Below are 12,975 nucleotides of genomic sequence, written 5' to 3' on the forward strand. Positions count from 1 at the left end.
CCCATCGTCCCACGGACCGTCCCGGGGTAAAGCGATTGCCCGGGACGACGCCCGTCCCGCACCGTGGGGCGATGTCCCTCCCCGGCAGTCCGCGGCTGCCCTACGACCAGCTGCCGGCCGGGCTGCGTGCGCGGATCGACGCGGCGATCGGGTCCCCGGTGGTCGCGGTGTCACCGCGCCGGGGCGGCTTCTCCCCCGGTCCGGCCGTCGTCGCTACCTGCGCCGACGGCACGTCGGCGTTCGTCAAGGCGGTCGGGACGCCGCTGGACCCGCACACCCCTGACCTGCTGCGCAACGAAGCGGCGGTCGCCGCCGGGCTGCCGGCGTCGCTGCCGGTGCCGCGGCTCCGCGCGCAGGTGGAGTGGGCCGCCGACGGCGAGGAGTGGGTGGCGCTGGTCTTCGGGGTGGTGGACGGCGCGCCTCCCCCGCTGCCCTGGACGGCGACATCGGCGGGCCGGGCGGTGGCCGCCGTCGACCGGTTCGCCCGGCTGGCCACCCCCTGCCCCCTCCCCGGGCTGCGGCTGTCGGCGGAGCTGCTGTCTGCGGAACTGAGCGGCTGGCGGGCGCTCGCCGCGGAGCCGCCCCCCGACCTGCACCCGTGGGAGGTCGACCACCTGGACTGGCTGACCGCGGTGCCCGACCGGCTGGCCCAGCGGGGCGGGCTGGCCGGGGACACGCTGGTCCACCTGGACCTGCGGGCGGACAACCTGCTGTTCACCCCGGACGGCGGCGTGGTGCTCCTCGACTGGGCCTGGGCCTGCCGCGGCGCGGCCTGGATCGACGTGGTGCTGCTGGCGCTGGACGTCGCCGTCCACGGGGACCTCGACCCGGAGTCCCTGGTGGCCGGCCTCCCCGCCGTCGCCGCCGCGGACCCGCGCGACCCGACCGACCTGCTGGCCGGGCTGGCGGGCATGTGGGCGGTGACCATGCGGCGGCCCTCGCCGCCGGGGCTGCCGACCCTGCGGGCGTTCCAGCGCCGGTTCCACGACGCCGCGCTGGAGTGGGTGCAGCGCCGGGTGGCGGCCGGCGGCTGAGCCGGCTGTTCGCCGGGTTCGGGCGGGCAGGGCGGGGCTGGTATCTTGTGAGACCGGTCCGCTGATGCCCTGCCGTCGCGGACGCTGGATCATCAGCAGCACTGTCAGAAGTACACCTCCCTGCGAGACACCCGAGGCTCACGCGTGGCGAACATCAAGTCCCAGATGAAGCGGATCAAGACCAACGAGAAGGCGCGTCAGCGCAACGTCGCGGTCAAGTCCGCCCTCAAGACGCAGGTGCGGCGCTTCCGCGCGGCTGCCGACACCGGGGACAAGGACGCCGCGACCGCCGCCCTCCTGATCGCCGGCAAGGCGCTGGACAAGGCCGCGAGCAAGGGCATCATCCACAAGAACCAGGCCGCCAACCGCAAGTCGGCGCTGGCCAAGAAGGTCGCCGGCCTCTGAGCTGCCGGGACGCCGTCCGGCGTCCGACGACGAGCCCCCTCCCCCGTGCGGGGATGGGGGCTCGTCGCGTTCCGGGCCCGTCTTGTCAGGAGCCGGACGTGGTGCGGGCCGGTGCCCGCCGACCTGCTGGTCGACGGGCACCGGCCCGGCTTCCCGCGGCTGGGGCAGGGCCGCGGGCGTCGGTCACCGGCGGGGTGCCGGCCGGGGGTCGGGCAGGGAGTCGCTCGCGGAGTCGTCGCTGACCCGCCGGCGGTCGCTGCCGTCGGCGTCCACGACCCACACCGAGTCCCGGTAGGGCTCCTGCGTGCCGAAGGTCATGTACAGGACCTGCCCGCCGTCGGACGTCCACCGGCCGAAGACGTCGTCCACGAGACCCGGGTCGCCGCCGAGCCGGCGCACGTCCCCGCCGTTCGCCTTCATCGTGTAGAGGTCGTGCGCACCGCCGCCCCGGGTGCTGCTGAACAGGATTCGTGACCCGTCCGGCGAGTACTCCGGCGCGTTGTCGTCGACCATGTCCTTGGTCCGGGTGAGGCGGCGCACGTCCGTGCCGTCGACCCGCATCCGGAAGATCTCGTGGTTCGAGTCGCGCACCCGGGACGAGGTGAACGCGATGTACCGCCCGTCCGGCGAGAAGGTCGGCGTGTGGTCGGTGACGTAGGGCGGGGTCTCGGTGAGCCGGGTCTGGTCGCTGCCGTCGGCGTCCATCACGTAGATCTCGGTCTCGCCCCCGTCCCGCGTGGACGCGAAGGCGATCCGCTCCCCGTCCGGGGACCAGGCCGGGGCCATGTCCAGTGCCGGCACCCCGTCGGCGGTGAACCGGGGCTCCGTCAGCTGCCGCTGGTCCCCTCCGTCGGCGTCCATGACCCAGATGTCGTCCCCGGCGCCGTCGGGCAGCCCGCGGACGAAGGCCAGCTGCGTGCCGTCCGGGGACCACACGGCGCCGTAGTCGGACACCTCGTTCTCGGTCAGCTGGGTGACGGTGCCGTCGGCCGCGCGCACGTAGATCTCCGGGTCGCCGTCGCGGTCGCTGGTGAAGACGAACGGCGGCACGGTGCCGGTCGCGGCCTGGGCGGACGTGCAGGCCAGCGTGGACAGGCTGGTGACCCCGAGGGCCGAGACGAGCAGTGCGGTGGAACGACGCGATGCCATGGCAGGTGTCCCCTCGGGTGGCCGTCCCGACGTCGGGCCGGGCGCTCGGTGCGCGCCCGGAGCGGGCGGCGCAGGGACGAGCCTGCCGACCCCGGACCCGCCGCGGATCGGGGAAAACCCCCGATCGGGGTCAGGGCCGTCCCGGTTCCTTGCCGTCGCGGCGACGGGTCGCCACACTTCCGCCGACGAGCGGGGCGGCGGCCGGCCGTCCCCGACGGGGCGGCGAGGCGGTGTCGGTGGGACGGGTCGGGGCCCTGGTCGGCGGCACGGTCCTGGCCGTCGTCACCCAGTGGCCGGTGTGGCAGGAGAGTCCCGCGCTGGCGGTGGTCAACGGGGTCGTGGCGATCGCGTTCCTGCTGACCGGGGCGCTGCTGGCCGAGTACGCCGAGCAGCGGGCCAACGGCCTGCTGATGGCCGCGACCGGCATCGCCTGGTCCGGGGTGTGGCTCGACGGCTGGGGCAGCCCGCCGCTGTCGGTCGTCGCGCTGTTCTGTCCGCCGCTGTACGTCCTGGCCGGGGCCACGGTGCTGCTGCGCTACCCCGCGGCCCGGCTGCCCGGCTCCTTCCAGCGGGTCTACGTCCTCACGCTGTTCCTCTGGCTGCAGGTCGTCTACCTCGGGTCGGCCCTGACCCCGGGCATGGACGCGCTGGGCAGCCTCGCCGACCGGCCCTACCGGCCGGACCCGGTCCTCGGCGCCGGGGCGGCGGCCGTCATCCGCACGGTGGACTGGGCCGGCGCCGTGGTCCTCGGGACGACCTTCGTCGTCCTGCTCGTGCTCAAGGTCCGGCGGTCGCGCGGCCTGGACCGCGGCGAGCTCGTCCCCGTGGTCATCGGGGCCGTCGCGGCCGGGGTGGCGCTGGGCAGCTTCCGGATCGGCAAGGTGCTGGCCGACTCGGCGGAGTCGCTGACCACCCTGCGGCTGGTCCACGCCGTCGCGCTGCTGGCCGTCCCGATCGCCTTCGCGGCGGCCGCGGTGCGGCGCCGGCTGGAGCGGGGAGCGGTGGCCGACGTCGTCGTCGGGCTGTCCGGGGCGGCGACGGTCGAGGAGGTCCGGGACCGACTGCGGCGGGCGCTGCGCGACCCGGCGCTGGAGGTCCTCTACTGGGTGCCCGAGGAGGACGGCTACGTCGACACCGACGGCCGGCCGGTCGAGGACCCGCCCGCCGAGGACACCCCCGACCGCCTCGTGGTGCCGGTCCGCACCGGGGACGGCGGCCGGCTGGCGCTGGTGCTGGCCGACCCGAGCCTGACCCGGCACGGCCGGCTGGTGGAGGCGGCGGTGAGCGCGGGCTGCCTGGCGCTGGAGAACGCCCGGCTGCAGGCCGGCATCCGGGCGCAGCTGGAGCAGGTGCGGGCGTCCCGGGCGCGGATCGTGGAGGCGGGGTTGGCCGAGCGCCGCCGGCTCGAGCGGGACCTGCACGACGGCGCGCAGCAGCGGCTGCTGGCCCTGACCATGCAGCTCGGCGTGGTGCGGACGGCGGTGGCCGACGAGCACACCAGGACCCTGGTGGACACCGCGCGGGCGGACCTGCGGTGCGCGGTGGCCGAGCTGCGGGACCTGGCCCGCGGGCTGCACCCCGCGGTGCTCAGCCAGGCCGGGTTGGGGCCGGCGCTGGAGTCGGTCGCCGAGCGGCTCCCCGTGCCGGTGCGGCTCGACGTCCCCGCCGGCCGGTTCCCGCCGACGGTGGAGACCGCGGTGTACTTCCTGGCCTGCGAGGCGATGACCAACGCGGCCAAGCACGCCGACGCGCAGGAGGTGCGGGTGACGGTGCAGGCGGCGGAGCAACGGCTGCACGTCGAGGTCAGCGACGACGGGGTCGGTGGAGCCGAGCCCTCGGGCGGCAGCGGGCTGACCGGCCTGTACGACCGGGTGGCGGCGCTGGGCGGCACGCTGGTGGTGGAGAGCCCGCCGGGGGCGGGCACCCGGATCTCGGCGAGCATCCCGTGCGGGTAGCGCTCGCCGACGACTCGGCGCTGTTCCGCCGCGGGCTGGCCACGCTGCTGGAGGCCTCCGGTGTCACGGTGACGGCGCAGGTCCCCTCCGGGGTGGAGCTGCTGCCGGCGGTGGCGGCCGATCCGCCCGACGCGGTGGTCCTGGACCTCCGGATGCCTCCGACCTTCACCGACGAGGGGCTGGTCGCCGCCGAGCACCTGCGCGCCCGGCACCCGACGCTGGGCATCCTGGTCCTCTCGACGTACGCGGAGGTGGCCTACGCCGCGCGGTTGCTGGAGACCGGCACCCGCCACGTCGGCTACCTGCTCAAGGACCGGGTGGAGGACAGCGACGCGCTGCACGACGCCCTGGTCCGGGTGGTGGCCGGGGAGTCGGTGGTGGACCCCGACATCGTCCGGCGGCTGCTGGGCCGGCAGCGGACGACGGCCGCCGTGGACCTGCTGACCGCGCGGGAGCGTGAGGTGCTCGGGCTGATGGCGGAGGGGCGGTCCAACCAGCGGATCGGCCGGGAGCTCTACCTCAGCGCCAAGACCGTCGAGACCCACATCGCGGCGGTGTTCGCCAAGCTCGGCCTGCCACCCAGCTCGGACGACAACCGCCGGGTGCTGGCCGTCCTCACCTTCCTCCGGGGCAGCTGACCGGGCTCCTCGCCGGCGCGAGCGCTCAGCGGCCGGGGCGGACCCGGGCGTCGCGCCCGCGGGCGGAGTCGGCGCGGATCGCCACGATCCGGCGGACCGCGCGTTCCAGGGCGTAGTCGGCGCTGGCCGCGACGCCCTTGACGTCGGCGTTCAGCTCGGCCGCCACCCCGATGGCCTGCTGCAGGGCGTCGATGCTCCACCCGCGGGCCTGGCTCTGCGCCTTCTTCACCTTCCACGGCGGGAGCTTCAGCGTCCGGGCGAGGTCCGCGACGTTGGTGCTGTTCAGCGACGCCACCCGGGCCGCGGTGCGCACCCCGTCGGCCAGGGCGTCGGCGATGAGCACGTGGGCGACCCCGCGCTGCAGCGCCCAGCGGAGCATCTCCACCGAGCCCGCGGTGTCCCCGACCAGGACCCGCTCGGCCACGGTGAAGCCGGTGACCTCCGCCTGGCCCCGGTGGAAGCGGGCCACCGCCTCGGCGTCGATGGAGCCGCCGAAGTCCGAGACGAGCTGGCTGACCGCCGAGGACAGCTGGCGCAGGTCGTTCCCGACGGCCTCCAGGAGGGCGGTGACCGCGTCGGGGGTGATCCGCCCGCCCAGCCGGCGGACCTCGTTGCGGACGAACGCGATCCGCTCGCCCGCCGAGCTGATCTTCGGGCAGTCGTCGACCGCCGCGCCGGCGGACCGGAACGCCTTGACCAGCGCCTCGTTCCGCTTGCCGCCGGGGTGCACCAGCACCAGCGTCAGGTCCGCGTCCGGCGCCTTGGCGTAGCCGACCAGGGCGTCGGCGAGCGCGGTCGCCGCCTCGTGCACCCCGGTCACGACGACCAGCCGGTGGCCGCCGAACAGCGACGGAGCCAGCACGTCGGCCAGCGCGCCGACCGCGAGGCCACCGGCGACCAGTTCGTGCTCCTCGGCGTCGGGGTGGCGGTCCCGGATCGCCGCGCGGACGGCGGAGACCGCCCGGGCGCGCAGCAGCTCCTCCTCCCCCACCACGACCCGCAGGTGGGACGTCGGCTCGGGGGGTGCGGCTGCCACGTCCGCCATGGTGTCACGGGGCACCGACCGTCCCGGCCGGCTCGCCCCGCTCCCCCGCCCCGCCGCCCTTGCGCACCACGGACCCGAGCGGTGACGGCGTCCGACGGCCCGCCGGCGGCCGTGGCGCGGGCGACGTCGTCGACCCCGCGGGCGGCCACTCCCCAGTCCCCGGCCCTCCCCACCACCGCCAGGTCGCCGCCGGAGTCGGTGCGGTGCACCCGCATGCCGTCCCGGGCCAGCAGGTCCAGCAACCGGGCGGTGGGGTGGCCGTAGGTGTTGTCCGCGCCCACGGACACCAGCGCCACCCGGGCACCGCTCGCGGCCAGGAAGTCCGGGTCGGCGTCGGCGCTGCCGTGGTGCGGCACCTTCAGCACGTCGGCGGACAGGTCGACGCCCGACGCGAGGATCCCGCGCTCGGCCTCGGCGCCGAGGTCGCCGGTCAGCAGCACCCGGATGCCCCGCTGGGTGGCGCGCACGACCAGCGACAGGTCGTTGGGCTCCGCGCCGGCGGTGGCCTCGGCCGGTTCCGGCGCCAGCACCTCCAGGGCCAGCCCGCCGACCGTGCGGTGCTCCCCGGGCGCCAGCACCACGTGCCGCGTGCCGGCCTCCCCGACCATCTCGGCCAGCGCCCCGGCCCGGTCGTCGGTGGGCGCCAACGTGCCGGTGGCCACCTCGCCGACCGCACGCCCGGCCAGCGCACCGGCCAGCCCGCCCACGTGGTCGGCGTCCAGGTGGCTGAGCAGGACCAGCGGCAGCCGCTGGACGCCCAGCCGGGTCAGGCACCCGTCGACCAGCACCGGATCGGGACCGGCATCGACCAGCACCGCCTCGCTCCGCCCCGTGGGCAGCACCAGCGCGTCACCCTGTCCGACGTCGCAGGCCACCAGCAGGGTGTCCGACGGCGGCCAGCCGCGGGTCACCTGCCGCAGCGGCCAGCCGACCAGCACCGCGCCGAGCAGGACGGCGAGGGCCAGCGGGCGCAGCCGCGGCCGGCACAGCAGCGCGGCGGCGACGGCCACCAGCAGGACGGTGAGCAGCAGCGCGCCACCGGCTCCCGCCGGCCAGCCGGTGGCCCCGTCCGGCAGCGCGGCCGCGCGCTCGGCGACCAGCACCAGCCAGCGGACCGGCCAGCCCGCCAGCCAGCACAGCGCCGTGGCCAGCGGCGGGGCGACCGGCGAGATCAGGGCGGCCAGCAGGCCGAGCACCGTCGCGGGCGCCACGGCCGGGGCGGCCAGCAGGTTGGCCGGCAGCGACACCAGGCTGATCACGCCCGACAGCGCCGCCACCAGAGGTGCGGTGGCCAGCCCGCCGGCCGCGCTGACCGCCAGGGCGTCCGCCACCGGCCGCGGGACGCCGCGCCGCCTCAGGGCGCGGGACCAGGGGCCGGCGAGCAGCACGATGGCCGCCGTCGCCGCCACTGACAGCGCGAACCCGGCGTCGCGGGCCAGCGCCGGGTCGAGGAGCAGGAGCACGCACACCGCTGCCGCCAGCGCCGGCACCGCGGCCCGAGCCCGGCCCGACGCCAGCGCGAGCAGCACCACCGCGCCCATCGCCGCCGCCCGCAGCACGCTCGCCCCGGGGCGGGCCAGCACCACGAACCCGGCGAGCGCCAGCAGGCCCACGGCCGCCTGCACCCGGCGGTCGACCCCGCGGCGGCGCAGCGGCCACAGGACCAGGGCGATCGCGATGGCCACGTTGGCCCCGGACACCGCGGTCAGGTGCGCCAGTCCCGCCCGGCGGAACTCGGCGGTCAGCACCGGGTCCAGAGCGCTGGTGTCACCGACCACGAGGCCGGGCAGCAGCCCTGCCGGACGCGGCTCGAGTGCGCGCTGTGCCGCGTCGGCCAGCCCCGACCGCAGGACGCCGGCCCCCTCCTGCAGGCGCTCCGGACCGTCGACCGGCTCCGGCGGGGACCGCGCCGAGAGCACCGCCACCACCGTGTCGCCGTCCTCGGCCGGGCGGGCTGCTACCCGGAGCCGCACCGAGGTCCCGGGCAGCAGCCCGGTCCACTCCTCCGCCGCCCCGAAGACCAGCACCGGGGTGTCGGGCACCGCGGCCCCGGCGACCTGCCGGACGTCGGCCGCCACCAGCACGCGAGGTGCTCCGGCCCCGGTCAGCGGGCGCGGGTCGTCGGTCAGCTGCACGACGACGGGGACCACGGCCTCCGCCGCGGCGAGCCCGGGCAACGGCGAAGCTGACCGCTCGGCGGCCCGCACCGCGGCCACCGCGGACACCGCGGCGGCCGCGGCCAGGCAGCCGACGGCCAGAAAGACGCCGTTCCGGCTGCGGACCGGCCGGCCCGGTCCCCGTCGCGGCAGGTCCCGGCCGGCGCGGCGGAGCAGGACCGCCGCTCCGCCGGCGCACCCGGCCGCCACCGCGCCGAGCACCGGGGGGCTCGACCACGGCGCCAGCAGCGTGCAGGCCCACACGGTGAGCGCGGGCGGGACGAGCCGGAGGTCCACCCACGACCACCGGTCCACCGTCTGCCGCCGCCGCACCCCCACACCGCGACGCTAGGAGCGCGAGGGTTCCGGGACCGGGCGCGCGGCCGGTCTGTGGACGGCAGCCGCTGTTGTGGACGCCGTGCGTCGGATCGTCGGACCCCTGTGCTCCGGCGGGTCAGACGGTGACCAACTCTGCCAGCTCGGCGTAGATGGCCGGCCCGATGCCGCTGACGTCGTCCAGTTGCTCGACGCTGGTGAACGGCCCCTGCGTGGCCCGGTGGTCGACGATGCGCTGGGCCAGCACCGGCCCGATCCCCGGCAGGGCGTCCAGGTCGGCGACCGTCGCCGCGTTCAGGTCCAGCAGGCCGGTGCCGGCGCCGCCGGTCCCCGGCGGCGCTCCCGCGGGGGCACCGGGCACACCCACCGCGACCTGCTGGCCGTCGGTGAGCAGCGCCGCGGCGTTCACCGCCGCGGGGTCCGCCTCGGGCAGCAGCCCGCCGGCCGCGGTGAGCGCGTCGGCCACCCGCGACCCCACCGGCAGCGTGACCAGGCCGGGTCTCGCCACCTGGCCGACCACCGAGACGACCAGCACCGCGCTGGACGGGGGCGCCGGGCTCGGCTCGGTCGGCGCCGCGGACGGGCCCGGGGACGCGGCCGGCGACGTCGCGGCCACCCCGGCGGTCACCGGCTCGACCTCCGGGCGGTCGGCCCAGGTCCAGCCGCCGACCAGCACCGCGGCCGCCAGGGCAGTGGCGCACAGCGCCCGGGCGCCGGGACGTCCGGGGTCCAGCCGGGCGGCCGACCCGGGTGCCCGGTGCCGGCCCAGCCCGCCGGGCAGCCCGTCGTCAGGGTCGTCCGCGTCCGGATCGCCGTCCACGTGGTCCAGGTCGTCCGTGTGGTGCGCCGGAGCCCGCAGCAGCGGACCAGGCCGGCCGGGCTGCCTGTCGGCGGCGGGGTCCCCGTCGCCGTCCAGCAGGTCGTCGGGCGGCACCCACCCCGGCTGCCGGCCCATCTCGGCGAGCACCGCACGCAACCGTGCCCGGATGACGTCGGCGTCGTCACTGCGACGGGCGGAGGGGCGCACGCAGCCGGACGCTAGGCCGTCCGGCCGCCGCCGGTCCTCCGCCGGCCGGCCCTGTGGACGGCGGACCCGGCTGTGGACGGACGAGCACACCGGCAGGCGTCTCCGGTCAGGGTGGCGCCGTGACCCCGCTCCGTTCAGTCCGCCGGTCGATCACCGTCGTCGTCCGGGCCGTCGTCCGTGGCCTGGTCGGGGGACGCCGCCGACGCAGCGTCCGGACGCGGCGAGGGGTCGATGACGACGCCGACCGCACCTGGGCCGACGTGCGCGCCGATGGCGGCGCCGATCTCGCTCAGGTGCAGCTCCCGGATGCGGGGGAGCCGAGCGGTGAGCTGGTCGGTGAGGCGCTGGGCCCGTTCGAGTGCGTCGAGGTGGTGCACGGCGACGTCCACCGGTCCCTCGCCGGCGACGTCGACGGCCCGCTGCACGATCCGGCTGATCGCCCGGCTGGACGTGCGCACCTTCTCCAGGCCGACCACCTGCCCGTCGGTGACGTGCAGCAGCGGCTTGACGGCCAGGGCGGTCCCGAACAGCGCCGCCGCGGAGCCGATCCGCCCGCCCCGCCGCAGGTGCTCCAGGGTGTCGACGACGAAGAAGACGCGGGTGGCCGCCGCGGTCGCGCGGGCAGCGGCGGCGACCTCCTCCGCACCGGCTCCGGCGGCGGCGGCCCGAGCGGCGGCGAGCACGGCGAACCCGCTGCCCATGGCCGCCGAGCGCGAGTCGAGCACGGTCACCAGGTGCTCACCCACCTGCGCCGCGGCCAGCCGGGCGGCGTCCCAGGTGCCGGAGAGCTCCCCGGACAGGTGGACCGAGACGATCCGGTCCGCGCCGGCGGCCAGCCGGCGGCGGTAGGCGGCCACGAAGTCCCCCGGCGTGGGCCGGGACGTGGTCACCTGCCCACCCCGGACACCGAGCGCGCGCGCCACCTCCCCGGGCGTGACGTCGCTGCCCTCGCGACCCGACCGGCCGGCCAGCACCACGTAGAGCGGCACGACCTCGACGTCGTACCGCTCGACCAGGTGGTGCGGCAGGTAGGCGGTGGAGTCGGTGACCACGGCGACGGACCCGGCGGCGGGCCGGGCACGCACCGGATCAAGAGGTGGCGTCGGCATCCTGGGCACCGGTCGCCGGGGCCTCCTCGGGGTTCGCCCCGGCCGGGGCCAGCACGCCGAGAGGCGCCTCGCCGGACCGGTCGGGGCCGGCAGCCGGTGGAGGCGTCCCGTCGGGCGGCGCGGGCACCGAGCTGTTGTGCCGCATCAGCCGCCAGCGGGTCGACTGGTAGGAGAGTTCGCTCCAGTGGCAGTTGCCCAGCGGACCGAACAGCCGCCGGTGGTCGACACCGAGCCCCAGCAGCGCCTCGACGAGACGGCCGGCGGTGCCGCCGTGGGTCACCAGCACGGCGGTGCCGGACGGCGGCAGGTCGGCGACCGCCGCCAGGGCCCGCGCCGCGACCGCCTCGGCCGGTTCCCCGCCCCGTCCGCGGACCGGACGCCCGTCGAGCCAGTCGGCGAACTGCTCGGGGTGCCGCTCGGCGACCTCGTCCCGGGTCAGTCCCTCCCAGGAGCCGAGCCCGTGCTCGCGCAGCCGCTCGTCCAGGCGCACCGGGACACCGAGCAGCGGCGACAGCGCCTCGGCGGTGGCCCGGGCGCGGACCAGGTCGCTGGAGACCAGCACCGTCGGCTCACCGGCCAGCGTGGTCGCCAGGTGTGCCGCCGTGCGGGCGGCCTGCGCCCGGCCCACGGCGTCCAGCGGCGGGTCGAGCTGACCCTGGAACCGGCCACCGGCGTTCCACTCGGTGCGGCCGTGCCGCCAGAGCACCAGCCGGGCGACCCGCGGGGGTGCAGCGGCGTCGCTCACCGGCCGGTCGGGCCCGGCTCGCCGCTGCCGGTGGAGCTGTCCCCGTCGGCACCGGCCGCGGGGTCGGTGGCCGGCCCGGCAGCCGGGGTGCCGGCCGGTCCGGCAGCGCCGCCGGCCGGGCGGGCCGCCCGGTCGGTGAACGGGATGACCGGGCAGTCCTTCCACAGCCGCTCGAGGGCGTAGTAGGCGCGCTCCTCGGCGTGCTGGACGTGCACGACGATGTCGACGAAGTCCAGCAGCACCCAGCGCCCCTCGGCGACGCCCTCGCGGCGCACGGGCTTCACCCCGTGGGCGCGCAGCTGTTCCTCCACGCTGTCGACGATGGACTGGACCTGGCGCTCGTTGGGCGCCGACGCCAGGACGAAGGCGTCGGTGATGGCCAGCCGGTCGCTCACGTCGACGATGGACACGTCGGTGGCGAGCTTGTCGGCGGCAGCCTGCGCAGCGATCAGCGCGGTCTCGCGGGCCTCGGCCGAGGCGGTCATCGGGGGATCTCCTGCAGATCGGGGGACGGGAGGTCCCCGGGGTCGGGGGCGTCAGCCGGGGCCGACGAGTGCTCGGGTGGGACCGACGGGTGCTCGGGTGGGACCGACGGGTGCTCAGGCGGGGCCGGCGGGCGGTCGGGCCGGGTCAGCCGCAGCCGGCTGCCCGGGAGCGCGCCGCCGTCGGCGGCCACCGGCTCGGGGTCCCGGTACAGGCCCCGCTTCTCGATGTACTGCACGACGCCGTCGGGCACCAGGTACCAGACCGGTGAGCCGCGCCGCACCCGGTCCCGGCAGCCGGTGGAGCTGATCGCCAGGGCGGGGACCTCGACCAGGCTGACCGCGCCCTCGGGCAGGTGCGAGCCGGCCAGCTGGTACCCGGGCCGGGTGACGCCGACGAAGTGGGCCATGTCGAAGAGCCGCGCGTTGTCGCGCCAGCTCATGATCTGGGCCAGGGCGTCCGCGCCGGTGATGAAGAACAGCTCGGCGTCGGGGTGCTGGCCGCGCAGGTCACCGAGCGTGTCCACGGTGTACGTCGTGCCGCCGCGGTCGATGTCGACCCGGCTCACCGAGAAGCGCGGGTTGGAGGCGGTGGCGATGACGGTCATCAGGTAGCGGTCCTCGGCCGGGCTGACCTCCCGGTCGGTCTTCTGCCAGGGCTGCCCGGTGGGCACGAAGACCACCTCGTCGAGACCGAACAGGTCGGCGACCTCGCTCGCGGCGACGAGGTGACCGTGGTGCACGGGGTCGAACGTGCCGCCCATCACCCCGAGTCGTCGTCCCGCTGCCATCGGCCGAGCGTAACCGCTCCCCGCCGGACCCCGCGGCCCTCCTGCGAGGGCTGGCCCCGTCCGGAGGCTCGCCCCGAGCTTGCGAGGGGTGAGGGGGACGGGG

Annotated in this window: 11 protein-coding genes and 1 pseudogene; 4 read left to right on the forward strand and 8 right to left on the reverse strand. The window is 77.0% G+C overall.

Annotated features, from left to right (window positions below; genetic code table 11):
- Positions 1-71 precede the first annotated feature (71 nt).
- A complete protein-coding gene (locus tag ACWIX6_RS16600) occupies positions 72-1,034 on the forward strand; it encodes a hypothetical protein (RefSeq protein WP_448613538.1) in 963 nt (320 codons plus the stop codon).
- Positions 1,035-1,178: 144 nt separating this feature from the next.
- Positions 1,179-1,439, forward strand: a complete 261-nt coding sequence (gene rpsT / locus ACWIX6_RS16605) for a 30S ribosomal protein S20 (RefSeq protein ID WP_448613539.1) — start codon at positions 1,179-1,181, stop codon at positions 1,437-1,439.
- Between the two features lie 183 nt (positions 1,440-1,622).
- On the opposite strand, the gene ACWIX6_RS16610 is transcribed toward rpsT, so the two are convergent.
- Positions 1,623-2,588: a TolB family protein gene (locus ACWIX6_RS16610; protein WP_448613540.1), complete on the reverse strand. Its 966-nt coding sequence runs from the start codon at positions 2,586-2,588 to the stop codon at positions 1,623-1,625.
- Positions 2,589-2,824: 236 nt separating this feature from the next.
- On the opposite strand from ACWIX6_RS16610, the gene ACWIX6_RS16615 reads away from it, so the two are divergent.
- Together ACWIX6_RS16615 and ACWIX6_RS16620 are read left to right on the forward strand one after the other, a co-directional pair.
- Positions 2,825-4,543: a sensor histidine kinase gene (locus ACWIX6_RS16615; protein WP_448613541.1), complete on the forward strand. Its 1,719-nt coding sequence runs from the start codon at positions 2,825-2,827 to the stop codon at positions 4,541-4,543.
- Complete coding sequence (locus tag ACWIX6_RS16620; RefSeq protein WP_448613542.1) at positions 4,534-5,181, forward strand: response regulator transcription factor; 648 nt, start codon at positions 4,534-4,536, stop codon at positions 5,179-5,181. The genes ACWIX6_RS16615 and ACWIX6_RS16620 overlap by 10 nt, the downstream gene beginning before the upstream one ends.
- A gap of 25 nt (positions 5,182-5,206) precedes the next feature.
- Here ACWIX6_RS16620 and holA read toward each other — a convergent pair whose 3' ends face one another.
- The 7 genes and pseudogenes from holA to nadD form a co-directional block, all read right to left on the reverse strand.
- Positions 5,207-6,217 carry a DNA polymerase III subunit delta gene (gene holA / locus ACWIX6_RS16625; RefSeq protein ID WP_448613543.1) on the reverse strand — a complete coding sequence of 337 codons (1,011 nt, stop codon included), beginning with the start codon at positions 6,215-6,217 and terminating at the stop codon, positions 5,207-5,209.
- Between the two features lie 401 nt (positions 6,218-6,618).
- Positions 6,619-8,721: pseudogene (locus ACWIX6_RS16630) on the reverse strand (ComEC/Rec2 family competence protein); the annotation flags it as partial.
- 115 nt (positions 8,722-8,836) lie between these two features.
- Positions 8,837-9,745, reverse strand: a complete 909-nt coding sequence (locus tag ACWIX6_RS16635) for a ComEA family DNA-binding protein (RefSeq protein ID WP_448613544.1) — start codon at positions 9,743-9,745, stop codon at positions 8,837-8,839.
- Between the two features lie 134 nt (positions 9,746-9,879).
- On the reverse strand, positions 9,880-10,830 hold the full coding sequence (locus ACWIX6_RS16640; protein ID WP_448613545.1) for a DegV family protein: 951 nt from the start codon (positions 10,828-10,830) through the stop codon (positions 9,880-9,882).
- A 4-nt stretch (positions 10,831-10,834) separates the two neighbouring features.
- On the reverse strand, positions 10,835-11,599 hold the full coding sequence (locus ACWIX6_RS16645; protein WP_448613546.1) for a histidine phosphatase family protein: 765 nt from the start codon (positions 11,597-11,599) through the stop codon (positions 10,835-10,837).
- Positions 11,596-12,084, reverse strand: a complete 489-nt coding sequence (gene rsfS, locus ACWIX6_RS16650; RefSeq protein WP_448613547.1) for a ribosome silencing factor — start codon at positions 12,082-12,084, stop codon at positions 11,596-11,598. Before rsfS ends, ACWIX6_RS16645 begins: the two co-directional genes overlap by 4 nt.
- Positions 12,081-12,872, reverse strand: a complete 792-nt coding sequence (nadD, locus tag ACWIX6_RS16655; RefSeq protein ID WP_448613548.1) for a nicotinate-nucleotide adenylyltransferase — start codon at positions 12,870-12,872, stop codon at positions 12,081-12,083. The genes rsfS and nadD overlap by 4 nt, the downstream gene beginning before the upstream one ends.
- Positions 12,873-12,975: the final 103 nt, after the last annotated feature.

It is taken from the genome of Modestobacter sp. URMC 112, assembly GCF_053502575.1.